23 protein-coding genes are annotated in these 24,764 nt (G+C 59.8%); 15 read left to right on the top strand and 8 right to left on the bottom strand.

All coding sequences use genetic code 11. The features are described 5' to 3' along the window. The first annotated feature begins 7 nt into the window (after nt 1-7). The 4 genes from rimK (at nt 8) to RT460_RS15015 (ending at nt 3,679) form a co-directional block, all read left to right on the top strand. Complete coding sequence (gene rimK / locus RT460_RS15030; protein WP_313319806.1) at nt 8-883, top strand: 30S ribosomal protein S6--L-glutamate ligase; 876 nt, start codon at nt 8-10, stop codon at nt 881-883. Nucleotides 884-1,101: 218 nt separating this feature from the next. Then, nucleotides 1,102-1,566 (top strand): hypothetical protein, encoded by a 465-nt coding sequence (locus tag RT460_RS15025; RefSeq protein ID WP_313319804.1) that lies wholly within the window; start codon nt 1,102-1,104, stop codon nt 1,564-1,566. Nucleotides 1,567-1,674: 108 nt separating this feature from the next. Next, complete coding sequence (locus RT460_RS15020) at nt 1,675-2,352, top strand: response regulator transcription factor (RefSeq protein ID WP_313319802.1); 678 nt, start codon at nt 1,675-1,677, stop codon at nt 2,350-2,352. Next, entirely contained in the window at nt 2,345-3,679 is a 1,335-nt protein-coding gene (locus tag RT460_RS15015) for a HAMP domain-containing sensor histidine kinase (protein ID WP_313319800.1), read from the top strand. Before RT460_RS15020 ends, RT460_RS15015 begins: the two co-directional genes overlap by 8 nt. 107 nt (nt 3,680-3,786) lie before the next feature. On the opposite strand, the gene coaE is transcribed toward RT460_RS15015, so the two are convergent. The 3 genes from coaE to RT460_RS15000 form a co-directional block, all read right to left on the bottom strand. After that, entirely contained in the window at nt 3,787-4,404 is a 618-nt protein-coding gene (gene coaE, locus RT460_RS15010) for a dephospho-CoA kinase (protein WP_313319798.1), read from the bottom strand. 64 nt (nt 4,405-4,468) lie between these two features. After that, nucleotides 4,469-5,329 (bottom strand): A24 family peptidase, encoded by an 861-nt coding sequence (locus RT460_RS15005; protein WP_313319796.1) that lies wholly within the window; start codon nt 5,327-5,329, stop codon nt 4,469-4,471. Between the two features lie 7 nt (nt 5,330-5,336). After that, complete coding sequence (locus tag RT460_RS15000; protein ID WP_313319794.1) at nt 5,337-6,596, bottom strand: type II secretion system F family protein; 1,260 nt, start codon at nt 6,594-6,596, stop codon at nt 5,337-5,339. A gap of 347 nt (nt 6,597-6,943) precedes the next feature. Between RT460_RS15000 and RT460_RS14995 the strand changes: the two genes are divergently transcribed. The 8 genes from RT460_RS14995 to RT460_RS14960 all read left to right on the top strand — a co-directional run bounded on the left by RT460_RS14995 (nt 6,944) and on the right by RT460_RS14960 (nt 14,786). Next, nucleotides 6,944-7,303: a prepilin-type N-terminal cleavage/methylation domain-containing protein gene (locus RT460_RS14995; RefSeq protein WP_313319792.1), complete on the top strand. Its 360-nt coding sequence runs from the start codon at nt 6,944-6,946 to the stop codon at nt 7,301-7,303. Between the two features lie 104 nt (nt 7,304-7,407). After that, nucleotides 7,408-9,288 (top strand): hypothetical protein, encoded by a 1,881-nt coding sequence (locus RT460_RS14990; RefSeq protein ID WP_313319790.1) that lies wholly within the window; start codon nt 7,408-7,410, stop codon nt 9,286-9,288. Between the two features lie 91 nt (nt 9,289-9,379). Next, nucleotides 9,380-9,742: a prepilin-type N-terminal cleavage/methylation domain-containing protein gene (locus RT460_RS14985; protein ID WP_313319788.1), complete on the top strand. Its 363-nt coding sequence runs from the start codon at nt 9,380-9,382 to the stop codon at nt 9,740-9,742. Nucleotides 9,743-9,957: 215 nt separating this feature from the next. After that, a complete protein-coding gene (locus tag RT460_RS14980; protein ID WP_313319786.1) occupies nt 9,958-11,196 on the top strand; it encodes an oligosaccharide flippase family protein in 1,239 nt (412 codons plus the stop codon). Between the two features lie 19 nt (nt 11,197-11,215). Continuing rightward, nucleotides 11,216-11,977: a class I SAM-dependent methyltransferase gene (locus RT460_RS14975; protein WP_313319784.1), complete on the top strand. Its 762-nt coding sequence runs from the start codon at nt 11,216-11,218 to the stop codon at nt 11,975-11,977. After that, nucleotides 11,974-12,576 carry an HAD family phosphatase gene (locus tag RT460_RS14970; RefSeq protein ID WP_313319782.1) on the top strand — a complete coding sequence of 201 codons (603 nt, stop codon included), beginning with the start codon at nt 11,974-11,976 and terminating at the stop codon, nt 12,574-12,576. Before RT460_RS14975 ends, RT460_RS14970 begins: the two co-directional genes overlap by 4 nt. Nucleotides 12,577-12,608: 32 nt before the next feature. Continuing rightward, entirely contained in the window at nt 12,609-13,226 is a 618-nt protein-coding gene (locus RT460_RS14965; protein ID WP_313319780.1) for an NTP transferase domain-containing protein, read from the top strand. 114 nt (nt 13,227-13,340) lie between these two features. Then, entirely contained in the window at nt 13,341-14,786 is a 1,446-nt protein-coding gene (locus RT460_RS14960; protein ID WP_313319778.1) for a hypothetical protein, read from the top strand. A 9-nt stretch (nt 14,787-14,795) separates the two neighbouring features. Here RT460_RS14960 and RT460_RS14955 read toward each other — a convergent pair whose 3' ends face one another. The 3 genes from RT460_RS14955 to RT460_RS14945 all read right to left on the bottom strand — a co-directional run bounded on the left by RT460_RS14955 (nt 14,796) and on the right by RT460_RS14945 (nt 18,016). Next, a complete protein-coding gene (locus tag RT460_RS14955; RefSeq protein WP_313319776.1) occupies nt 14,796-15,896 on the bottom strand; it encodes a glycosyltransferase in 1,101 nt (366 codons plus the stop codon). A 100-nt stretch (nt 15,897-15,996) separates the two neighbouring features. Further along, a complete protein-coding gene (locus RT460_RS14950) occupies nt 15,997-17,169 on the bottom strand; it encodes a glycosyltransferase family 4 protein (RefSeq protein WP_313319774.1) in 1,173 nt (390 codons plus the stop codon). Further along, nucleotides 17,159-18,016, bottom strand: a complete 858-nt coding sequence (locus RT460_RS14945) for a glycosyltransferase family 2 protein (protein ID WP_313319772.1) — start codon at nt 18,014-18,016, stop codon at nt 17,159-17,161. The genes RT460_RS14950 and RT460_RS14945 overlap by 11 nt, the downstream gene beginning before the upstream one ends. Before the next feature lie 191 nt (nt 18,017-18,207). On the opposite strand from RT460_RS14945, the gene galE reads away from it, so the two are divergent. Beyond that, nucleotides 18,208-19,182, top strand: coding sequence for a UDP-glucose 4-epimerase GalE (gene galE, locus RT460_RS14940; protein WP_313319770.1), 975 nt, complete (start codon nt 18,208-18,210; stop codon nt 19,180-19,182). Nucleotides 19,183-19,324: 142 nt separating this feature from the next. Beyond that, nucleotides 19,325-21,058, top strand: coding sequence for a type IV-A pilus assembly ATPase PilB (gene pilB / locus RT460_RS14935; RefSeq protein ID WP_313319768.1), 1,734 nt, complete (start codon nt 19,325-19,327; stop codon nt 21,056-21,058). Between the two features lie 88 nt (nt 21,059-21,146). Here the strand turns inward: pilB and RT460_RS14930 are convergent, their stop codons facing one another. Both RT460_RS14930 and RT460_RS14925 read right to left on the bottom strand, forming a co-directional pair. Beyond that, complete coding sequence (locus tag RT460_RS14930; protein ID WP_313319766.1) at nt 21,147-22,547, bottom strand: sigma-54 dependent transcriptional regulator; 1,401 nt, start codon at nt 22,545-22,547, stop codon at nt 21,147-21,149. 45 nt (nt 22,548-22,592) lie between these two features. Beyond that, on the bottom strand, nt 22,593-24,230 hold the full coding sequence (locus RT460_RS14925) for an ATP-binding protein (RefSeq protein ID WP_313319764.1): 1,638 nt from the start codon (nt 24,228-24,230) through the stop codon (nt 22,593-22,595). 260 nt (nt 24,231-24,490) lie between these two features. On the opposite strand from RT460_RS14925, the gene RT460_RS14920 reads away from it, so the two are divergent. Next, a partial coding sequence (locus RT460_RS14920; RefSeq protein WP_313319762.1) for an ATP-grasp domain-containing protein occupies nt 24,491-24,764 on the top strand: 274 nt, incomplete at its 3' end.

Genomic DNA, 24,764 nt, shown 5'->3' with positions numbered 1-24,764 from the left:
GGCTGCAATGAAGCTCGCCATCCTCTCCCGCAACAGCAAGTTGTACTCGACCCGCCGGTTGGTGGAGGCGGCGCGGGCGCGCGGCCACACCGTGCGTATCCTTGATCCGCTGCGCTGCTACATGCGCATCACCGCCGGCGATTTCGGCATGCATTACAAGGGCAAGGCCTTGACCGGCTTCGATGCGGTGATTCCACGCATCGGTGCCTCCATCACCCGCTATGGCACGGCGGTGCTGCGGCAGTTCGAGATGATGGGTGCACGCACCCCCAATCCTTCCGACGCGATCCTGCGTGCGCGCGACAAGCTGCGCGCACATCAGGTGCTGGCGGCCAAGGGTATCGACATGCCAGTGACGGTGTTTGGCGACAACCCTGACGACACCAATGACCTGCTGTCGATGCTGGGTCCGCCGCCGCATGTGGTGAAGCTCAATGAGGGGACCCAGGGCCGGGGCGTGATCCTCACCGAGAAGCTCAGTGCCTCCAAGGGCACGGTTGAAGCGTTGCGGGGTCTGTACGCCAATTTCCTGATGCAGGAGTTCATTGCCGAGGCGCAAGGGGCCGACCTGCGCTGCCTGGTGGTGGGGGACCAGGTGGTGGCGACCATGCGCCGCCAGGCCCAGGAGGGAGATTTTCGTTCGAATCTGCATGCGGGCGGTACGGCTGAACCTGTGCAGTGCAGCAAGACCGAGCAGCAGGTGGCAGTGCGGTCGGCAAAGGCGCTGGGCCTGGGGATCGCGGGTGTGGACCTGATCCGCTCCAAACGGGGGCCGCTTGTGCTGGAGGTGAACTCGACCCCCGGCCTGGAGGGCATCGAAGCGGTATCAGGAGGGGACGTGGCAGGGCGGATGATCGATTACGTGACCAGCCTCAAGCGTTGATTGCGGCTTGTGCAAATTGTTTGCACGCTTTTAACAAGCCTTTAATCCGGCTGCACCTAGGCTGTCCCCACTGTGCCCAGCCCTCCTCAGTGGGTCCGGTGATCGGGAATCTTCAGGCCCTGGCGTTTCGCGCCAGGGCCTTGTTTTTTCGCATGTGTGTTGTTGTGGGCGGTTGTCAGCACGAGTTAAAGTGGGACATATGACTAAGGAGTGGTCCGATGTTCAAATGCTTGCTGCTGTTGTCGCTGACGCTGTCTCCGCTCGCCGCCGTTGCCGCGCCGCCTGCGCTTCCTTTGCAGGCAAACAGTCCTTTCCCAGCGCAGCAGGCACAGGTCCGCTCGGACCTCATGGGGGGAGAGGTCTATAGTGAAATCGCCGATCAGGATCGCGTGCTGGTGATCTCTGCCCTGGATCGCATGACGGCATTGATCGGCGATGGGAGCGCAGATGCACTTTCTCCTGCGGCGAAGGTAGCGTTCTTTAATGACCAGGAAGTGGTCAACACGATTCTCACCAAAGCGCGCCGCGATAGCCGCCTGATCTGCAGGCGCGAAAAGACGGTCGGGTCGAACATGCCGACCACCCAGTGCCTCACCGCTGCTCAGCGGGACCGCCTGCGTGAAAGCGGGGCAGAGAGCCTGCGTTCGTTCCGCTCCAGTAGCGCGAACGAGGGAGCCAAGTAACGCCACTGCGCAGCGTGGTCGTGAGAAGTTAACGGTGCCTGTGATGTAATCCTCGGCCCAGGCGGACTTTCCCGCCTGTCATGTCCAAAGAAGAAGGTGATCGCCCCCGTGCGTATTCTGGTAATTGAAGACAACAGCGACATCGCCGCCAACCTTGGGGACTATTTGGAGGATCGCGGGCACACGGTTGATTTCGCCGCCGACGGCGTGACCGGTCTGCATCTGGCGGTGGTACATGATTTCGACGCCATCGTGCTCGATCTCAATCTGCCGGGCATGGACGGTATCGAGGTGTGCCGCAAGCTGCGCAACGATGCGCGCAAGCAGACACCGGTGCTGATGCTGACCGCCCGCGACTCGCTGGACAACAAGTTGGCCGGCTTCGACTCCGGTGCCGACGACTACCTGATCAAGCCGTTTGCGCTGCAGGAAGTTGAAGTACGCCTCAACGCGCTGTCGCGCCGAGGCAAGGGCGCGCATACCCGCGTGTTGGAGGTGGGTGATCTGGAGTACAACCTGGATACCCTGGAAGTGCGTCGCCAGGCAAAGCTGCTCCAGCTCAATCCGACTGCGTTGAAGATCCTGCAGGCGCTGATGGAGGCCTCGCCGGCGGTGGTGACCCGGCAAGAGCTGGAAACCCGCGTGTGGGGCGAGGAGTTGCCGGATTCGGACTCGTTGCGCGTGCATATCCATGGTCTGCGCGCGGTAGTCGACAAGCCGTTCGACGCACCGATGATCCAGACCCGTCATGGCATCGGTTACCGGATCGCCGCGCCAGATGCCTGAAACAGCGTCACCCGAGCCTGTCCGCAGTCGGGGGCGGTATCGCCGCCGGCTGCGTAGCCGCATCATCGTTTCATTCGTGCTGCTGGGTTTCTGCCTGACGACGTTGTTCGCCTTTGCGACGAACTGGGCGCGGATGCGTGTGGAAAACCAGTTGGTGGAGGATGTGATGAATCGCAACCTCGACGCTTCCTGGCAGAGTTATATGCGCAGTGGCGGCACTGACGTGGTTGCTCCGGTGCAGCAGATGCGCGCTTTCCTGTTCCGGCCCGACAAGCTGGATGGTCTGCGTCGTGACTATCCCGAATGGGAAGGGCTGCAAGACGGCATCCATACCATCAATGGCGAGGATGCCGAAGGCAAGCCGTTCTCCTATAAGGTCGGCGTACGTAAAACCCCGGATGCCTGGTTCTTCATTGCCTACGACATGGGGCAGGCGCTTCGAGGTGAGCAGCAGCTCAACCGCGCGTTGTTTCTGTCGGTCATCATTTTCAGCTTGCTGTCGTGGGTGTTGGGCTGGTGGTCCGCTTCCCGCGTGATGCGGCCCGTATCCGACCTGGCTTCCCGATTGCGCGCCTACCGGGGCGGCGCCAAGCACCCGGAGCCGTTGGCGCCGCGCTTTCCCGACGACGAAGTTGGTCAGTTGGCCGAGGCCTTGGATGATTATTCGGAGCGTCTGACCGAAGTTGTTCAGCGCGATCGCGAGTTCAACGCCGACGTCAGCCATGAGCTGCGCACGCCACTGGCTGTGATCCGTGGTGCAACTGAATTGTTGTTGGCGCGCCCCAATCTGGACGAGAAGGTGCTGCAGCGCCTGCAGCGCATCCAACGCGCCGAGCAGCAATGTAGCGACTTGATCGGCTCGTTGTTGTTGCTCTCCCGCAATGAGCGAGCGCAGGGCAGCAGCAATGTTGCCCGCGTGGCCGAGCAGTTGCTGGAGTCACACCGTGCACAGCTAGGCGGCAAGCCCCTGGAACTGGAGCTTGAAGGATCGCGCGAGCTGGTGATCGATGCGCCCGAGTCGGCGCTGTCTGTTGCGTTGGGTAATCTGATCGGCAACGCGGTGAAGTACTCACAGGAAGGCCGCGTGCTGGTGCAGGTCGGCGCAAACGCAGTTCAAGTGATCGACAATGGCCCCGGGCTAAGCGAGAAGGATGCGGCCAGCCTGTTCCAGCGTGGCTACAGGGGCACCCACGCCGGCCAATCGCAGGGCGGTGGCATTGGCCTGTCCATCGTCAGTCGTCTTTGTGCGCTTTATGGCTGGCAGGTGGATATCCGTCCTGGAGAAGTGCGCGGCGTAGTGGCGACGTTGACGTTCGCACCGGGATAAGTGACGAGCAAGCGATTTCGAGCAGCGTGCTCATGCTCACTGCATGCAACAGCCTCAGCACGTCTGTTCCACCCGACATCGGCGGGGATGCAGGTGGGGGCTTTTTCTCAGGTCTTTGGCGCGGCAAGCGCGCGATAGCGCGCATCCAGCGCTTCAATCTGTGCCTGCAGGGCATCGGGGTGGCCATCGTTGACGATGACGTCATCGGCGATAGCTAAGCGCTGCGTGCGGCTGGCTTGGGCCTGGATCATCTGATCAGCCAGCTCCGCCGTGATGTTGTCGCGGCTCAGCAGTCGTGCGTGTTGCACGGCCTCGGGTGCATCGACCACCAGCACGCGTTGCAGCCAGGGGTAGCTGGCTTTGCCGCCCGCCTCGGTAAGCAGGGGGATGGCGGCAACCGCGTAAGGGCTGTTCGCGTTCTCGCAAATGCTACGTACCCGTGCGCGTATCGCCGGGTGGGTAATGGCTTCCAGGGCGCGCCGTTCATCGTTGCTGGCGAACACGCGCTGCCGCAAGCGTGCGCGGTCGAGCGTGCCATCGGCGAGCAGGATGCCATCGCCGAACAGGGCGGCAATCTGGGCCAGCGCCGGGCTGCCTGCAGCAACCACCTCGCGTGCGGCGATGTCGGCATCGGCGACGGTGATGCCCAAGGCCTCAAAGCGGCGGCTGACCTCGCTTTTACCCGAGGCAATGCCACCGGTCAGGCCGATGATGAAGGTGCTCATTGCTGTCTCCCCGCCATCACGAAACCGCCCTTTGCCAGGGCGGGCTGCGATGCTGGATGCGTGCTTACAGGCCCGCCCACTGCCTGTAGCTGGCGATCATCGGGTCGCCCCACATGAAAACCAGCCAGCCCGCGATGGCCAGATAGGGGCCGAACGGAATCTGCGTGTTGCGGTCCTTGCTGCCGAAGTACAGCCAGAGTGAGCCGACGATGGCCCCCACCAGCGACGACAGCAGGATGATCGGCAGGATGCCCTTGATCCCGCACCACGCACCCAGGGCGGCCAGCAGCTTGAAATCGCCGTGGCCCATGCCTTCCTTGCCGGTGAGCTGCTTGAACAGCCACCACACCGTCCATAGGGACAGGTAGCCAACCGCCGCACCAATCAGCGCGGGTTTGGCGGGCATGTACAGGTTGTCCATGCTGCCGATCAGTCCCAGCCACATCAGTGGCAGGGTCAGCTGGTCAGGCAGCAGCTTGGTGCGCAGGTCGATGCCTGAAAGTGCGACCAGGAAACAGCTGAGCACGATCGCACCGAAGCCCTGCCAACCGAAGCCGAACTGCCAGACGCTGGCCAGCACCATCAGTGCGGTCACCAGCTCCACCAAGGGGTACTGGATGGAGATGGGGGTATGGCAATGCCGGCACTTGCCGCGCTGGATCAACCAGCTGAACAGGGGGATGTTCTCGTACCAGCTCAGCTTGTGCTTGCAGTTCGGGCAGTGCGAGGGTTCCACCACGATGCCTGGCGGTGGTGGCTCGTAGATGTCCGGCTGCTCAAGGATCTCGCGGGCATCACGCCGCCACTGCCACTCCAGCCGCTTGGGCAGGCGCAGGATCACCACATTGAGGAAGCTGCCGATCAGCAGTCCCAGTCCGACCGCGGCGGGATAGCCGAGGCCGGGATGCTGGTCGAGAAATGCCATGCGCTAATTATCCAACAATCGAAGCCAGCTTGAAGATCGGCAGGTACATGCCGATTACCATGCCGCCAACGACCACGCCGATGAACACCATGATCATGGGCTCGATCAGGCTGCTAAGCGCATCAACCGCATTGTTCACTTCCTGCTCGAAGTACTCGGCGACCTTGAACAGCATCGAATCCAGGGCGCCAGCTTCTTCGCCGATGGCGGTCATCTGCACCACCATGTGCGGGAACAGGCCGACTTGCTTCATGGCCATGTTTACCGGGTAGCCCACTGCCACGTCGTCACGCATGCGCAGCACGGCGTCTTCGTAGACACTGCTGCCGGTGGCGCCGGCCACGATGCTAAGGGCCTCCACCAGTGGCACACCGGCCTTGAACGTCACTGCCGTGGTTCGTGCAAAGCGGGCGATGGCGCTGTTGTGCAGGATCTGGCCGATGACAGGTACTTTGAGTATCAGTTTGTCCATGTTGTGCTGCATTGCAGGCGACCGTTTGTACGCAAACATGAAGCCGGTGATAGAGCCTGCGATGATCAGAAGGATCAGCCACCACCAGCCCACAAGAAACTTCGAGGCAGCAACGATCATCTGCGTGAAGAACGGCAGGTCGGCACCGAAGCCCTTGAACACCTCCTCGAATTGCGGCACCACCCAGATGAGCAGGATGGAGCTGACGATCAGCGCCACGGCAATTGTCATTGCCGGATAGAACAGGGCCTTCTTGATCTTGCCTTTCAGCGATTCCAGGTTTTCCTGGTAGTTGGCAATGGTCTCGAGCACGGTTTCGAGTACACCGGCGCCTTCGCCTGCACGGACCAGGTTGCGGTACAGCTCATCAAACTGCACGGGGTGCTTGCTGATAGCCTCGAAAAGCGATGAGCCGCCTTCCAGGTCAGCACGGATTTGACCTACCATCTTGGCCATGCGCGGGTTCTTGTGACCGCTGCCGATGATCTCCAGTGCCGTCACAATCGGGACACCCGAGCGCATCATCGTCGCCATCTGGCGACTGAAGAAGGCGATGTCCTTCGGCTTGATCGGTTTGCCGGTCGCGCCGAACAATGGCTTGGGCTTGGGCTTGACGACGGTCGGGGTAATGCCCAGGCGGCGCAGCTCGGCCTTCAACAGGTTGGCGTTCTTGGCGTCCTGCTCGCCCTTCATCTTGACGCCGCGCTTGTCGGTCCCCTCCCAGACAAACGGCAACATCTGGCTGGTGCTGCGCCCAGCCGGTTCGTTCTTGATTGCGCTACGGGTAACGGCCACTTTTTTCTCCCCGTCCAAGCTTCCCCAGCCCGGACACCAGCACCCATGGTAGCGGTTCATTTGCCCCGCAGCACACCCCCTGCGACAAGTTTGGTGGCCTTCGTCACGTCCGCGGCGGTGTGGATGGTGAAAATCTGGGTCACATTGTGACGTATCGGGTCAGGTTGGGGTGTGGATCAGGATTCTGTCGCTGGGGGGCTTCCCTTATTCGCTGATGCTGCCATCATTGCGCCCGGGGAGTAGGGGGTGTTTGTTCAGTTGGCACGCAACCTGCTTTGTAACCCCATGCGGGGCAGGCGCTGTGCCTGCAACCATGTTCACACTTCACACCTCTAGGGGATGTACTCATGAAGAAGCAGCAAGGCTTTACCCTGATCGAACTGATGATCGTGGTTGCGATCATCGCCATCCTGGCCGCCATCGCGCTGCCGCAGTACCGTAACTACACCCAGCGCTCCTCGAATGGTGCCTGCATGGCTGAAGCCAAGGCGTTCATGAATGGCGCCGTTGCAGATGCCGCTGACGGGCGTGATTCGACCAACTTTGCGGGCAGCGCCTGTGAAACCGCTTCGCAGAACGTTGTGGCTGTTGCTGACTACAACGGCGAAGCCAGCATCACCTTTACCCCGTTCGTCAAGGGTAACCAGGATTTGCAGACCGACACCATCTGCAACGCAGGTAGCGGCTCCTGCCGTCTGGACAAGTAATCACCCGCGTATAGCGGTGGTTACAGTGGATCCGAACCCCGGCTTACGCCGGGGTTCGTATTTTCGGGGTTGGTAACTGGCCTGGTCCGGGGAGCGGCAAGGGCATGCAAGTAGCATCGTTTGACGTGCGATCACGTTGGTTCCTAGTGGTTGGTATCGTGTGTGCGCTCGTTGCCAGCGCTTGCTTTTATCCAGGCCTGGGAGGTCAGTTCATTTTTGATGATGTCGCGAACATCGTAAAAAACGATGCGCTGCACATTCAGAAGCTGACGCTGGAAAATCTCCTCTACGCGGCTTACAGCTTCCGGCCAGGTCATGGTTCTAGGGCGCTGTCGATGCTTAGTTTTGCGCTGGACTACTGGCGCGGCGGCTTGGACCCGAGGGTGTTCAAGGCTACCAATCTTCTGATTCATGCGTTCACTACGGTGGCGCTGGTCGCCTTTTTTCGGCGGCTATTGATTTTCGCCCGTTGGACGCCTCGTCAGGCTGCCTGGGCTGCGTTGGTTCTGGCTTTGCTATGGGCTGTGCATCCGCTGCAGGTGTCGTCGGTGCTGTACGTGGTGCAGCGCATGCAGGCGCTGGTTACCCTGTTTCTGGTGCTTGCATTGTGGGCGTACATGGGAATGCGCCAGGCCCAGATGGAGGGGGCGCGCAGCTCCCGCTACGCTTGTCTGGTCGTGCTGTTCTGGGTCCTTGGATTTGCCGGTAAGGAGGATGCGGTGTTGTTGCCCGCGTACACCTTGGCGTTGGAATTGACCGTCTTGGGTTTCCGGGCGGCCCGGCCTGGGACGGAAAAGCTGCTGCGTCGAGGCTATCTGTTCATGACGCTGGCCGGTGGTCTTGCCTATCTACTGGTAGTTGTACCGCACTTCTGGAGTTGGGGTTCCTATCCTGGGCGCGACTTCTCCAGTTACGAGCGATTGCTGACCCAGGGCAGGGTGCTGGTGACGTATCTGGGGCAGATATTGCTACCGCTGCCGCGATTGATGCCGTTCTATTACGACAACCTTGCTGTTTCGCGGGGGCTGATGTCGCCGCTCACTACCTTGCCCGCCTGGGGGCTGATAATTGGTTTGCTGGTGTTGGCTTGGCGCTGGCGCGCACGTCATCCGCTTTTTGCACTGGGAGTGATGCTGTTCTTTTTCGGGCATTTCATGACCAGCAACGTAATCAATCTGGAGCTGGCATTCGAGCACCGGAATCACTTCCCGCTGATCGGGGTGGTCCTGGCACTTGCGGATTTGGCTGTTACAGGCTGGCGTCGCTTTGCGCTGCCAAGGTTGCCGGCTGGCATCTTGCTTGGGGGGCTTGTTTTGATGCTGGGAGGGCTCACGGTGTGGCGAGCTCACTCTTGGGGGGACCCTCTGCGTTTTGCATCTTCGGTATTGCGGGCTGCTCCGGATTCGGAGCGTGCCTGGATAGTCATGTCGTCGGTCTTCGTGGACAGGAGTGCATTCAAGCCAGGTGCTGACCTTGATCGGGCGATTGTCATCACGTCCGAAGGTGCCAGGGTCCTCCCCAATTCGGCGTTGTTGCCGTCCAATGCCCTTATTTACAAGAGTATCAATGGCACCGTTGCTTCGCAGGACTGGGATCTGTTCCTGTCGCGCATGCGCCACGCAACGATGAATGCTCAGAACAAAGGGATCGTGTGGACTTTCATCCGCAATGCGAACCGAGGTATTCCAATGGACGAGCGTGGCGTGTTGCAGACCATCGAGATTGCCTCAGGTCGAACGGCGTTCACTGCAGATCAAAATCTGCAGGCAGGTGCATTCATCTACAACAAGACTCGGGAGCCTGGTAAGGCGCTTTCATATTTCCACGCGGCTGTGAGGGCGTCGCCGCCGGACGATCCAGGCGTGATCAAGTTGATAGCCCAGTTGCACGAATTGGGCCCTCAGGATTGGGCGCAGCAGTTGGAGCGGGCCCGCCAGGATCAGGCTCGGATCGTGTCCGCTAATGCGCGAGCGATCACGAATTAGTGCTGTATCTGGCAGGATGCATCGACAAGCGGGGTAAGTTGGCACGCTTCCTGCTGCCTTTTCGGCGCTCACAGGGGAATTGGAAACGAAGATGTCTAGAGACGCCGCTGGCTTTACGTTGATCGAGCTGATGATCGTTGTCGCCATCATCGCGATTCTTGCGGCTATTGCATTGCCGCAGTATCGCAACTACACGCAGCGATCGGCCAACGGTGCCTGCCTGGCAGAGGCGCGGGCGTACATGAGTACCGCCGTGGCTGAGTTGGCTGATTACACGCTGCCGCCGGTTTACGAGCCCAAGGCTTGTGATGCAAGCACAAGTCTTGGGCTGACCGCCTCGGACTTCGCGACCCCCAGAACGGTGACCTTCGAATCGCCAACTCGGGGCAATGTGGATCTGAAAAGAAAAGTCGAATGCAACACCGGTAGTGCTCAGTGCGGCATGCAGGACTGAAGCGGAAGAGTGAAGTTGCCCACAAGTTGGGCTTCATATGATCCGCCTGGGCCAAGGAATTTAGGAAACCATGGCCAGCCGTTCCGGGTGGCCATTGGTGTATCTTGTCGTGGTGAGATGGCTGGGGGGCGGAACTGCTTCGCACTGGCCGTATCGATGGCCCCTTGCCCGGCAATTGCAGGGTGGGTATCCGAGTTTTCTGCGTCAGGACAACTGTGACAGGCCCGATTACCCGAGGCACCATACGTACCAGTGTCGTTCTGGGTCTGCGCCTGCTGGTTCAGGCTGGTACTCTCTTATTGGTAGCTCGACTGTTGGGGCCGGATCAGTTCGGTGCGTTCACCGGGCTCGCCGCGTTGGCGGTGCTTCTGGGAACCCTCTCTACATTCGGCACCCATGTGGTGCTGTTGGGCGAGGTTTCCAAAGACCCTGGACAGGGCCGCAAGGTATTGCGGTACGCCATACCTTGCACCCTGTTGTGTGGTGCCCTCCTTTTATTATTGTATCTTTGGGTAGGTACCTGCCTGTTGGGTGATGTGCATATCCCTGTACTCATCCTGTTGGCAATTGGTGTCTCCGAGATGGTGCTGCAGCCCCTATTCGCGTTGATGACGTCTGAGCAGCACGCTTTGGGGCGGGTTGCTTACGCCCAACTGCTGCAGTTGCTACCCATGGGGTTGCGGCTATTTTTTGCCGGACTGGTTCTGCTTGCCGCTTCGCCCGCAGGCCTGTTCTTTTATGCCCTCGGTTACGTTCTCGCGTCGGTTCTTGCGCTTGCCTATGGCTGGATGGCATTGCCCAGTTGTTGGCCGTCGTGGCGTTCGTGGTGCCTTCCGAATCGCGCGCAGTGGAGGCATGCGCTCGGCTATGCCGCCACCAATATCACCAGAACCGCACCAGCTGAGCTGGATAAGGCGCTGGCGCTGAAGCTGTTGCCTGTTGCAACGGTTGGGCTGTATTCGGCCGCAGCCCGGGTGATAGGTGCCGCGACCTTGCCCATCGCGGCCATGGCGCTTGCTGCATTGCCGCGGCTGTTTCGGGAGGGGCAACAATCGCAGAGCGGACGGCGACTGCTTGTTTGGATGTACGTGGCTGCGCTGATCTACAGCACTCTGCTGGCGGGGGTATTGTGGCTGGCTGCGCCATTGTTTGATGCCGTTTTCGGTATCGAATACATTGGCGTCAGTGAGCTGATTCGCTTGATGTGCGCTGCGGTTCCGGGGATGGCACTGCGGCAGGTTGCGGGTAACGTACTTATGGCGGCTGGCAAGCCGTGGATGCGTGTCGGGTTCGAGGGCAGTGGGTTGCTGATTCTCGTGATCTGTAGTCTTGGGCTTACCGGTGAGCTTGGAGTATCGGGATTGCCGGTGGCTGTGATCTGCGCGGAATGGGGGATGGCGGCATTGGGTTTGGCCATGATCGTGTATGTCCGCTATGCGGAAGGGACGAAATAATGAAGAAGTGTCAGAGGAAATGAGTAGGTCCTATTCTGATATCGGCGATAAGCAGCTCCCGGGCATAGATCGCAATGCAGTCGACCGCTTTTTTGCTGAACGTGCAGAGAAGATTCATGCCATAGGGCCTCTCCATGCCGTGATCTACCAGGACAAGAATGCAGAGCTCGCCCGCTGCCGGGACCTCGCGGAGAAGGCCAAATTGTTGCCACTGTTGCAGCTGAATGGTTCGCAGCGGGTGCTTGACGTTGGTTGTGGAACGGGGCGCTGGGCCCAAGAGTTGGTTCCCCGGAGTGCCTGGTATCACGGCATCGATGCTTGCGAGGGGCTGATTGAGTATGCGAGGGGGCAGTTTTCTGCGATGGAAAATTGCGCGCTCAGCGTAGCGTCGGCTGATGATTTTTCGCTGGCATCGATCCATGAAAGTGCTGCGTTTGATCGCGTGTTATGTGCGGGCGTATTGATCTATCTCAACGAGGTTGAGGTTCGTCGAGCGATCAGGAACATTGCCGAGGTACTTGCCCCCGGTGGCTTTGCACTTTTTCGTGAACCAGCAGGACTGGGGCGGCGCCTCACTATTTCCGAGCATTTCTCCGAGGAAATGGGGCAGGACTACAACGCCATCTATAGAACCCGTGAAGAACTTGGGACATTGATCGATGATGAGATGCCTGGCCCGCATTTCAGGCTGGTTGGCCATGGCGAGGTATATGACGAGGCGGAACTGAATAATCGCAGTGACACTCGGCAGCTATGGTTGCTTGTGGAGCGCACTGCATGAGTACTGCTTTCTGTTTCGATCTTGATGGAACGGTAACTACGACTGAGCTATTACCCTGCATCGCATCCGAACTGGATATTGCGGACGAAATAGCGACCCTCACGCGGTTGACGATGGATGGGCATATTCCGTTCGCCGATTCCATGCGTTTGCGTTGTCTGATTTTGGGGCAGGTATCGTTGTCGCGAGTTCATGAAATCGTTGATTCAATTACTTTGGAACCGCTCATCGTTGAGTTCATCAATGAGCGTTTCGCTGATTGCGCGATTGTCACAGGCAACTTGGATATATGGCTTCGCCCCCTTATGAGTCGGTTGAAGTGTCGTTGGGTGTGCTCTGCTGCAAGTATCGACAACGGGCGGTTACGGCTGAACCACATTCTTGATAAAGGCGTTGCCTTGCGGGCAATGCGAGCGGAGGGGGGCTACGGGCGTTATGTGGCAATCGGTGATGGCGCAAACGATGTGCCGATGTTCACCGAAGCTGATATTGGAATTGGCTACGGTGCGGTGCATTCCCCTGTGCCTGCAACAGTTGCGGCTTCGACTCTTCTCGTCAATTCACCGGAGGCGCTATGCAAGCTGTTGAGGGTGCTGTAATCGCATGCGCTGGGCTCGGCTCTCGCTTGGGGATGGGTCTGCCCAAGTGCCTCATAGAGGTGGAAGGAAAGACAATTCTTTCACGATTGATAGAATCGCTGGAGCCGCATGTGCCGCGCATCCATGTCGTCATCGGCTATCGCGAGGAACTGGTTGCCGAGTATTGTGCGCGCCATCATCGCGAGGTTGTGCTGGTGCGCAATCCGCGGTTCCGCGATACCAATACGGCTTACAGTATTTCGCTTGGAAGTATCGGTTTTCATTCCAAGGTTCTGTACCTGGACGGTGATCTGATCATCGAGAAGGAATCGCTGGCTGAGTTTTTGCGTGCCGCTGCGGGTGTTCGTGCGTTGATTGGGGTGACTCCGGCAAAAAGTGAGAATGCGGTATTGGCTTCAATCAGTGGCCAATCGCCGGAAGATATTGCAATCAATGCCTTTGGTAGAGAGCTCCAAAGTCGGTACGAATGGGCCAATGTTTTCTCGGGGCCGCCAGTGCGTCTGGAAGACGCCGGCGGTTTCGTTTATCAGGCGTTGGAGCCGCTGTTGCCGTTGCCGGCGCGTCTGCTGGAACTTCATGAGGTAGATACGCCCGGAGACCTGTCGGCGGCAGAGGCATTCATGAAGGGGCTTGCCAGGTCCGACGCCTGAGATGGTTTCGCCAAGATGATGCAGCTGGGTTGAGGTGTGGCGGAAGAATGTGTGTTGCTGCCGCCTCTTCCTGCACAGTGACCGCGTGAGTAATCGAACCGAATCCTCTCCCTGATGAAATATGACTCCCCTCTACGCGTGCTGTTGTTGCTGCAAAGACCGGAAGCGTGGGTGAACTTGGCCTCGCTGTGGTCAGCGTTGGCTGATCCTGAGATGTTTCGTCCGGAAATATGGATACTTCCTTACCAGATCGACAACCCGATCCTATCTAATGAAAAGGCGGGGTTGATGCGCGCGTTGCTGGGTCAGGCGGGGATTCCATTTCACGAGTGGTCGGCGGGCCAGGTTTTGAGCAAGGGGCAGTTCGATGTCGTGGTTCTGAATCATCCTTATGACCGTGATCGCCCCAGGGACTTCTGGTTTGATCAACTGCAGCGGCTTGTTCCGGTAACGGTATACATACCTTATGGCTTGGTGATGGCCGGGGGTATAAAAAATCTCAAGCTGCAGTTTTCACAGCCGACGCAGATCAACGCGACTGCCGTGGTGGCTCGGTCGGAGTTGGAGAGGGGTTTGTACCGCAGCAACTGTCCTAGTGGGGATGGCCACGTGCATGTCGTGGGTCTGCCACGCTTCGATTACATGTTGCAAGCGTTGGCCAGGCCGATACCAGAGTGGATGTCCAGCGCGATTGGTGGGCGCACTGCGGTATTGTGGAACTCGCACTTCAGTTTCGGTATGTCCTGCTCGCACGGGGCAAATTTTTCTACATTCGACCTGATTGGGCCGGAGTTATTGGAGCTGATGCTCGAGCGAAGGGAGAGGCTTTGTTTGATCTGGCGGCCGCATCCGGGGCTGTTTCCGGCAATATTGCGCGAGAACCTGCTTGATAGTGCGGATTTGTTGGAGCTGCGGCAGGAGTTGCAGCGGTTGGGCATTGTGCTTGACGAGACCGCGGATCATGCGGCGGCTTTCAGTGCATCGGCCGCATTGCTTACCGATGTTGGCTCATTCCTGCTCGAATATCTGATAACGGGTAAGCCGGTGCTGGCACTTATTAATAGGGACGGCGAACCATTCAATGAAGAATCCGCGAAGTTGGTGAAGCACTACGCATCGGCGAGCACCCCTGCGGAGGTCGAGCGATTCATTGATCAATTGGAGGATGGCTCTGTTGATGTGGCGGCGGTCAGTCGTGCGCAAGCAGAGCACCTTCCTATGCTCGATGGGCAAGCCGGCAGGCGAGTGGCTGGGCTGATCCAGAAACTATGCGGCCGCAGCGTGAAGGCATCAGCTCCGCAAGAGAGCCAGTGTCATGTGAACGTGCCTTCTTCGCGAGTAGAAAACATGCGAGCGGTGGGCGTGGAGGAACGCGGTGCCCCTGTTTTGACCAAACTGCTGGCGGGATTGCGAGCGGTCAGAGCAGAGAAGGCAAAGCAATCCGTGTTTGCGAAAAGGCTGCGTCGGCGAGTCAACGCGTCGCGTACGGTCATCTCAGAGTTGGTAAAGGGCTTTCCGCTGCTTATGGATTTGGCTGGACGACTGCGCGGGTTGAAGTGACGCTCGGACTCATCTCTGGGCAGTTGAATCCAGTGACCCCAGGTAGTTGAGTGTATCGGCCGCGATGCTCTCCCAGTTCGCTTTTGCAGGCATATCGACCAGTGTTGGGAATTCCAGCTGACGCACAATAGTCCGAGCAATACTTTCGGGGTCGCCTGGTATGGCGATTGCTTCGCCCAACTGCGTGGTTTGCTCTGGGAAATTGCTTGCGAGGTTGGGCGTGAGGGTTGCCACGATGGGCTTGCCGATGGCGATATATTCGGTGATTTTGCACGACGATGCCATGTCCAAATATGGCGATGTGCGATAAGGCAGGGCAAGTAGATCGCAAGCTGACATCGCTAACGGCACACGGTCCGCCGGAATGTTTCCAAGGTAGGTGATGCTTTCTGACGTGGTTTCAATTTCGAATTCTTTCTTGCCGGCGAGTACAAGGTGAATTGGGCTATTTGAGCTTCGCAGAATGTTTTGGGCGAGGATGAGATCCTCCACGCCACGGTCACTTGTGATGCTTCCGAAGTACCCCACAAGGATCTTATCGATGGGTAGGCCTAGCGCCCTCCTCGCTGCATGAATGTCGCTTGCGACAAACTTGGATATATCAATGCCATTGGCGGCGAGATGATCGTTGGTGGAGCGTCGCAGTTGCTCCTTGAGGGCGCGGCTGGCGAAAATTCGCCCATCAGCTCGGTCGAGTAGATAATTAAAAAGATCGAATCGCGGTGGGCTCCAGTACCCCCCGAACTCATCGTACTTGTCATACACATCGAACACGAAACGAGCCCCTATGCTGCGGGCCAACGTAAAGGCCATAAGGGCGATATAGCAGTCCCCGCTGGCCACCACCACGTCGAAGTTGTGTTTTCGCCGTGCCAGGAGGATTTTCAGGAACTTGGCGATCGACGAAAGTCCTAATACCGGGGTGGAATGAACTGGTGGATTGTCATCCGTCTGGTTGATTGGAGTTCGGGAGTGATAGTCCAGCAGCCACAGAGATGTCTGCACCCCGGCGATAGCCCAATGGCAAGGTAGCTGATAGATGCGGCCATACCTTTCCAGCGCCGCATCGCGGTTGGTATAGAAGCGCTTTCCAATGAATAGAATTTTCATTCTTGATTAAGGGGTGACGAGTGACGCCAGGACGAGGAACGTGAGCAGGGCGGCGCTTTTTGCCAGCCGCGCGCCGGTAGGCAGGCAACGTCCCGGTTGCCTAATCATCTGATCTTCGTGACGTGGCTATGGAAAGCAGGGAGTTGATGCGTTGCCCAAACGCGTTCCAGCTGAAGCACTGTGCAAAGGCAATGCAGTTTTCACGTTTGATCCTCGATGCTCGGATGCTTTGAATGACCGTGTCGGCGAAGGCACGGTAATCTCCTGGCGGGATCAGGTGGCCAGATACTCCTTCGGAAACCGCATCTATGATGCCGCCTGTTGCGAAGGCAATGGTTGGTAAGCCATGGGCGGCAGCTTCCACCGCGACCATGCCGAATCCCTCTGGGTCGGCGGGGAGGCTGCGGACAGGAAATACGTGCAGATTGGCACATTCGTAGGCGCACGCCAGTTGCGCTTCCTCTGTGATCACCCCGAGGAAGCGGACGTGTTGCCCGATGCCGGCAGTGTCGGCAGCGGCCTGGATGCTGGCGCGAGTTTGTATGTCGGCATGTAGCGAATGTGAGGGGGTATCTCCGACGACGACCAGGGTTACATCTGGGCAGTTTCTGACGATACTGGGAAGTGCATGTTGCACGAATTCACGAATGCCCTTGCGACTGGTGAGTCGGCCGATGGAGAGTAATAGCGGGCCTTCTCCGAGGTCGTGGTTCTGGCGGAAGCACTTCAGTGCTTTCATTGTCTGTGGACCGGCCGGTACCTTTACGCCAGGATGCAAAATGTGCATTCGAGACGCTGTCACACCCAGCGCAGTTGCGAGCTCATAAGTTGCTCTGCTATTGACCAGGATTGTGCCCATTTGGCGAATTGCTGGATTCCAGATTGCACGGTAAATGGGGTGCTGGACAGCTACATCCAAACCATGAAGGTACGCAATGGGTTTTGCATGGGCCGCACGCGCCGCTAACCATACGGCTGGAGTGGTCAATCCACTTCCAGCTAGCACAATGTCGGGGCGCCAACTCCGGGCATTAACTAGCGCCTTCCACGCCGATACCAGTAGAAATCGCCATAGAGGATTTAAAGGTACTTCAGTCACGTTCACTTGCGCAGGACGACGCAAGGCAGCCCCTTTGGGACCAATTATCCAGACGTCGGCATGACGCGAGAGCTCGTCAGCCATATGCCAGTTCAATCGCTCCATGCCACCCACAAGCGGCGGCAGGTTGCGGGTGATAAGTAAAATGCGAGGGCGCGCGATCTCAGGAGTCACGTCGATACGTCAAGCTGGTGACCTGTTCCGAGATTAGGCCAATCAAGAACACAATAACGGCAGCGCTAAATAGCAGGGTGCTCATATTGGTAAGACGATGCATCGTGATAAATGTGTAGCTGTAATAAGCAAGGCCAATAAAGAAAAACGCCCCGGAAATTGGCGCAAATAACTTCATCGGCGAATACAACGTCGCGATCTTGAAAATTATCAGCAGAAACCGTATGCCGTCCTTGATCGGCCGGATGTGGCTTCCATTCCCCACGCGCTTTGCAACCGGTATCGGTACATAAGCCACCGGGTAGGCGCTCCGGAAGAATGCCATCGTGCTGGTAGTCGGGTAGCTGAAGCCGTTTGGCAGCAGGTGCAGGAACTCGCGGAATTTGTCGGCGCGAACCGCGCGAAACCCGGATGTCAGGTCGTCGATCCTGTGGCCGGTCATATGACTGGCCAGGCGGTTGTAGAAGGCATTGGCCAAGCCGCGATGGAAATTGGCCTGGCCGCTTCCGTCGCGCGCGCCCACCGCCATGTCGAAGCCTTCATCGAGTTTTGCCAGTAGCTGACCGATGTGCTCCGCGCTGTGTTGACCGTCCGCATCCATGAAGACCAGCAAGGCCCCATTGGCGGCACGGCTGCCGCGTTTGATGGCAGCGCCGTTACCCATCGAGTAAGGACTGCTCAGCACAATCGCCCCAAGTTCGCGAGCGATCTGTGCGGTGCTGTCCGTGGAGCCATCATCGACCACGATGATCTCGGCATCAGGATAGGCATGGCGAAGCGTCGGCAAGGTTTTGGCCAGCCCCTCGGCCTCATTTTTTGCGGGCAGGATGATGCTCAGTTCACACACATTGAATACCGATAGTTCTCCCCGCGGGCATAGTAGCCGGGTTCGTGGGCGGGGAGGGTGTTCCGCGTCGGATATTGTCTTTCGCCGGTCCCGCGTGCGAGGTCAGGCGGGCGGGGGCTTAGAATACGGACTTGATCGCTGCCGTCGCTTCCCGAAGGGCCGGGGGGCCGCGAGCCGGGCTTGGAGTAATAATGCGGTTTCTGGTTTGTGGTGGGGCGGGATACATCGGCAGTCATATGGCGCGCTTGCTGGCTGAGCATGGGCATGCCGTTGTCGTGCTTGATGATCTGTCCAACGGGCATCATCAAGCGGTGAAGTGGGGGCCACTGCTGCAGGTGGATCTCCTGCACCAGGATGCGCTGTGCAAGGTGTTCGACGAGAACGCATTCGACGGGGTGTTCCATTTCGCCGCGCGATCAGTCGTAAGCGAGTCGGTGGTTCGTCCTTTCGAGTACTACCGCTGCAACACGATGGGCACCCTGAACCTTCTGGATGCCATGCGTCGATATGGCGTGGAGCGCTTCATTTTCTCCTCCACCGCCTCCGTGTTCGGGTTGCCGCTGAGCGCCGGGATCGACGAGCAGCACCCTCGTCAGCCGATCAGTCCGTACGGCGCAAGTAAATTGATGGTGGAACAGATGCTTGTCGACGCAGCCAGTGCCTATGGACTCCGGTCGGTGTCACTGCGCTATTTCAACGCTGCGGGGGCTGCCCGCGATGCAAGCATCGGGGAGGCTCACATTTGTGAGACCCACCTCATTCCCAATGTGCTGCGCTCCGTGTTGGGACTAGTGCCGCCGCTGAATGTGTACGGATGCGACTACCCGACGCCGGACGGCACGTGTATCCGAGACTACGTGCATGTGGAGGATTTGGCCGACGCACACTTGCGGGCCATGAATTTTCTTGAGAGTTCCCCGGGCGCCCACGCGTTCAACCTCGGTAATGGGCAGGGGTTCTCGGTGCGTGAGGTGATCGACGCTGCGTCCCGTGTGGTGGGTAGCCAGATCCCGTTCGTGGTGGCGCCACGCCGGGCGGGTGACCCGGACACCTTGGTGGCCTCCAGCCGCAAGGCGCGCGAAATGCTGGGCTGGCGGGCGCGCTGGACCGATCTGGACGAAATCATCGAATCGGCTTGGCGCTGGCATCAAGCGCAGCCCTGGTAAGTGATCGAACGCTGAAGCTATCCCTGTCATGCCCAGCCTGCATAAGCAAGTGCCGTAGTTGCCGATCCGTGTCGCAGACACGCGCATCCGACGGGAGCATGGGTACAATTGGGCTGGTTAACCGTCCGACCAGGGGAAATCCATGAATACCGCCGTCACCGCCAATCTGGTGGGCATCACCGGCATTGCGCGTCGGCTTGTCCAGGACGGGGCGCTGGACGAGGCTGCGGCCCGTACCGCCATGGCCCAGGCCGCCGATGCCAAGGTGCCGTTGTCGCAATGGTTGACCGACAAGAAGCTGGTCACGGCGGCGCACATGGCGGCGGCCAACGCCATGGAATTCGGCATGCCGCTGATGGATGTGTCGGTATTCGACGGCAACCAGAGCGCCATCAAGCTGGTCAGCGAGGAGTTGTTGCGCCGGCACCAGGTGCTGCCCTTGTTCAAACGCGGCGGCAAGTTGTTCGTCGGTACCAGCAATCCCACCCAGCAACTGGATGAAATCAAGTTCCAGACCAACCTGGTGGTTGAGCCGATCCTGGTCGACGACGAACAGATCCGCCGGACCCTGGATCTGTGGCTGGCCAGCAATGATTCCCTGGGTGACAGCCTTGGGGGTGACGACGAGGGCATGGGCGACCTGGACGTGGCCGCTGGCGACGAGGACATGGGCGCCGGTGGTGGCGATTCCGGCATTGATGCCAAGGGCGACGACACCCCCGTGGTCAAGTTCGTCAACAAGGTGCTGGTGGATGCGATCCGCAAGGGCGCATCGGATATCCACTTCGAGCCCTACGAAGATGACTACCGGGTGCGATTCCGTATTGATGGTCTGCTCAAGACCGTAGCGAAGGCGCCGGTCAAGTTGAACCAACGTATCGCCGCGCGACTGAAGGTGATGTCGCAGTTGGATATCGCCGAGAAGCGCGTGCCGCAGGACGGGCGCATCAAGCTCAATCTGTCCAAGTCCAAGCAGATCGATTTTCGCGTCAGCACCTTGCCCACCTTGTTTGGTGAAAAGATCGTGCTGCGTATTCTTGATGGCAGTGCCGCCAAGCTGGGCATCGACAAGCTCGGCTATGAGCCTGAGCAGCAGAAGCTGTTCCTTGAGGCCATCCACAAGCCCTACGGCATGGTGCTGGTCACCGGCCCGACCGGTTCGGGCAAGACGGTGTCGTTGTATACCGCGCTGGGTATCCTCAACGATGACACGCGCAATATTTCCACCGCCGAAGACCCGGTGGAAATCCGTCTGCCCGGCGTCAATCAGGTGCAGCAGAACAACAAGCGCGGCATGACGTTCGCCGCGGCGTTGCGCTCGTTCCTGCGACAGGATCCGGACATCATCATGGTCGGCGAAATCCGCGATCTGGAAACGGCGGAAATTGCCATCAAGGCGGCGCAGACCGGCCACATGGTGCTGTCGACGTTGCACACCAACGACGCGCCGCAGACCATTGCGCGTCTGATGAACATGGGTATCGCGCCCTTCAACATCACCTCGTCCGTGACGTTGGTGATCGCCCAGCGCTTGGCACGCCGCTTGTGTTCCAGCTGCAAGCGCCCGGTGCAGCTGCCTGAAAACGCTTTGCTGGCCGAAGGCTTCACGGCTTCGCAGATCGATGCGGGTGTCGATCTGTACGAGGCGGTGGGCTGTGATGAATGTACCGAAGGCTACAAGGGCCGTACCGGTATCTACCAGGTCATGCCGATGACCGACGAGATTGCTGCGATTGTTCTGCAAGGTGGCAACGCCATGGATATTGCCGATGCCGCGCAGAAGATCGGGGTCAATGACTTGCGCCAGTCAGCGCTGTTGAAGGCCTCGCAGGGCATCACCAGCCTGGCCGAGATCAACCGCGTTACCAAGGACTAAGCCTCACTTCATGGCCGAGCCATGCTCGGCAGGAGGCTTGATTGGCAAGGGCCCCGACTGCCGAGCATGGCTCGGCACTACCGGGCGCTTACTCCATCCCCAACTTCTTCAGCTTGTAGCGCAGTGCGCGGAAGGTGATTCCCAGTTGTGCCGCCGTCTTGGTCTTGTTCCAGCGGTTCTCTTCCAGGGCCTTCTGGATCACGTTGCGCTCCATCTGCTCGATGTACGAGGGTAGCGCGGCACTGCTCGGGTCGATATCGACAAGTGGTGCATCAATGCTGGGATCGGCAGCCTCGGTGGCCGTGGCTGCCTGCACGACAGGGCCGGCTGTGGTCTGGGGCAGGCGCAGATCGTTGGCGCCGATGCTCTCACCGTCGGCCATGGCCAAGGCGCGTTCGAGGATGTTTTCCAGTTCGCGCACGTTGCCCGGGAATGAATATCCCGCCAGTGCCTCCACCGCCGAAGGGGCCAGTTGCGGGATCGGCAGGCCCTGGGCATGGGCAAGGCGTTTCAGGATCGCGTCGGCCAGCTGCGGTAGGTCCCCGCGGCGCTCGCGCAACGGCGGCACACGCAGCTCGATGACGTTAATGCGGTAATAGAGATCGTGGCGGAAGCTGCCGTCCTGGACCAGCTTGGCCAGATCCTTGTGGGTGGCCGACAGGATGCGCACATCCACCGGTACCTCGGTGGAGGCACCTACCGGACGGACCGATTTCTCCTGGATGGCACGCAGCAGCTTGACCTGCATCTGCAGCGGCAGCTCGGCCACCTCGTCCAGAAACAGGGTGCCGCCGTTGGCGGCTTGGAACAGGCCGGGCTTATCGGCGTGGGCACCGGTAAAACTGCCCTTGCGGTGACCGAAGAACTCGCTTTCCATCAGCTCGCCCGGAATGGCGCCGCAGTTGACCGGGATGAACGGCCCGGCGGCGCGCGCGCCTTGGTCATGGATGGTACGGGCCACCAGTTCCTTGCCCACGCCGGACTCGCCCAGGATGTACACCGGGGCTTGGCTGCGCGCCACCTTGGCGATGGTGCCACGCAGGTCGTCCATCGCAACCGAACCGCCCAACAGACGGGTGGCGCTTTCGGGAATGACCGCCGGGGTCGGGCGCGTTGCGTTGTTCAACTCCAGCGCATGCCGGACCAGCCCACGCAGGACGTTGATGTCCACCGGCTTGCTGACGAAATCGAAAGCACCGGCCTTCAGTGCTTCCACTGCCAGGTCCATGCTGCCGAAGGCGGTGATCATTGCCACCGGCGTGCGCGGGTAGTCGCGGGTGATCTCGGTCACAAGCTCGATGCCGTTGCCGTCCGGCAGGCGCATGTCGGTCAGGCACAGGTCAAAGGGATTGCTGGCCAGCAGTTCGCGCGCTTCGGCGAGATTGGCTGCGGTGCTGATGCGCAAGCCCATGCGGCCCAAGGTGAGGACCAGCAGTTCGCGGATGTCGCGCTCGTCATCGACGATCAGGGCGCTGTTTGTTGCATTCATGAATAAGACGATAGCCGAGGAGGGTGGCTTCCGACAAACGGCAGGTTAGGTTACCGCTGGTCGATTGGGGCGAGTTGTGAATGCGGTTTTCGGCGTGCTGAGCGTAAGACGGAAGCAGGCCCCGCCTGCGGGGACCGATACGTAGTCCAGCTGGGCCTGGTTGGCCCGGCAGAGTTCACGGGCGATATACAGGCCAAGCCCGGTGCCATGTTCGGAGGTCGTGTAGAACGGGCGGAACAGCTGGGCGGCAATGGCATCGGGAATGCCGGGGCCGCGGTCCATCACGTCAATCACAGCGTTGTGCTCGCCGGAGGCGACCCGGATGCGCACGCGGGCGGGTTCGTCGGCGATGCGACCGTACTTGAGCGCATTGTGGACCAGTGCAGTCAGTACCTGATGCAGGTGGCGCGCATCCATCAGCGCCGGTACCGAGGGCTCGCGGATCACCACTTCCAGGCTGTCGGTGTCCTGCGACAGGGTCTGCTTGTACTCCAGCACGAAGCGCCGCACGAATGCAGCCAGGTCAAGGTTCTCCGGATTGGCCCGCTCGCGCCGGGCCAGCGCCAGCACGCTTTCGACGATGCCGTTGGTGCGTTGGCATTGCTGGTGGATGATCTGCAGCAGGCGCCGGTCGGTGTCGGCCAACTGCTCCGATTCCTCAAGCAGCTGGGTGGCGTAGTTGATCGCTGCCAGCGGATTGCGGATTTCGTGTGCCAGGCTGGCCGAAAAGCGCCCCAGGGTGGAGAGCGTCAGCGATTCGGCCCGCTTGGAAACCACGCTGGTGTCGTCCAGGAATACCAGGGTCAGGTCGCTGTCGGCCAACAAACGCGCAAATCGAGGCAGAACCTCGGGCTGCTCGGCGGCCAGTTGCAGGGGCTGCTCCTCTTCGTGCCAGCCATTGCGCCAGCGTTGCAGGCGTTTGGCCAGTTCAGGCGCGGCACTGGTCAGTGAAATGTGCTCGCCCGCAAGGGCGTCCTCCATGTCGCCGATCAGCGCCGTTGCGGCCTCGTTGCTGAGGGTGATGCGGCCCGCGCCGTCCACCACCAATACCCCGGTGCGCATACGGCGGATGATCAGTTCGTTGACCTCGAACAGGTTGGCTACTTCGGCGCTGCGTTGGTCAGCCAGTTGCTGGGTACGGCGGGTGCGGTGGCCGATCTGGTAGCTGATGAAGGCCAGGGCCAGGTAGCTGGTGACGAACATCGCCAGTTCGGCCAGGGTGCGCAGGTTCTCGCTGCCTTCCAGTGCCTGCCAGATGTACTCGGCAATGCTGGCCACGCTGGCCAACAACGCGAGCATCATCGACCGTGCCAGCGGCAGCAGCAGGGCGGCGGCGGCGATGTTGAACAACAGCGACATCGAGATGCCAGCGCTGGCGCCGGGCAGGGCATGGCTGAGCAGGGTGGCGGCGACGATGTCCACCAGTACGCTGCCGAACACGATGGACTGCAGCCAGCGCTCATTTCGCCCCCAGGCCAGCAAGGCGACCGAGATGAGCAGATAGGCCACCGTCACGGCTTTGGCCAGCAGTGGCTGGTGCGCCTCACCCGCGAAGGGCGTCAATGGGCTGAACACCAGGGCAGCCAGCAAGGTGGCGATCAGTACCCGGTACAGGGCAAAGAAATACAGCTCGCGTCGCGGTATCGATTCGATGCGGTCGAGCAGTGAGGTACTGGGGGCCAAGCCGGAGCTCCTATCCAGGCGTGATCGCGCAAGTATAGGTGCGCAGCGGGCTAGGGGACGAGATGCGGCAAGATGTCGGTTTTCACTTGCAAGTTACTGAAAAAACGGCCGAAAACATGCCGGATGTGGCCATTTGTACAGACTTCTTTGCGCCCCGGCGCTGGCTCGGCCACAATAGTGGGCCCGCCGCAGTCCATGCCGGTGCCCCAACGCAGGGCCCGAGGAGATGCGTGCGGTCGTTCCTATTCCCACGGTGACGCATGAATTTCCACGAGTACCAGTCAAAACAGCTGCTTGCCGAGTACGGCATCCCGGTTCCGGCCGGCAAGGTCGCGGCCACCCCGGATGAGGCGGTTGCAGTCGCCCAGTCGCTGGGCCAGGGCCCCTGGATGGTCAAGGCACAGATCCACGCAGGCGGCCGCGGCAAGGCCGGCGGCGTCAAGTTCTGCAAGACCGTCGAAGACGTCAAGGCTGCTGCAGCCAAGATGCTCGGCACCAAGATGGCCACCTACCAGACCGCCGGCGTCGAGCTGC

It is taken from the genome of Stenotrophomonas sp. (assembly GCF_032061965.1).
Taxonomy (GTDB): domain Bacteria; phylum Pseudomonadota; class Gammaproteobacteria; order Xanthomonadales; family Xanthomonadaceae; genus Stenotrophomonas.
Note: the sequence above shows the minus strand (reverse complement) of the source record. Positions and strands in the feature narration are given on the sequence as shown.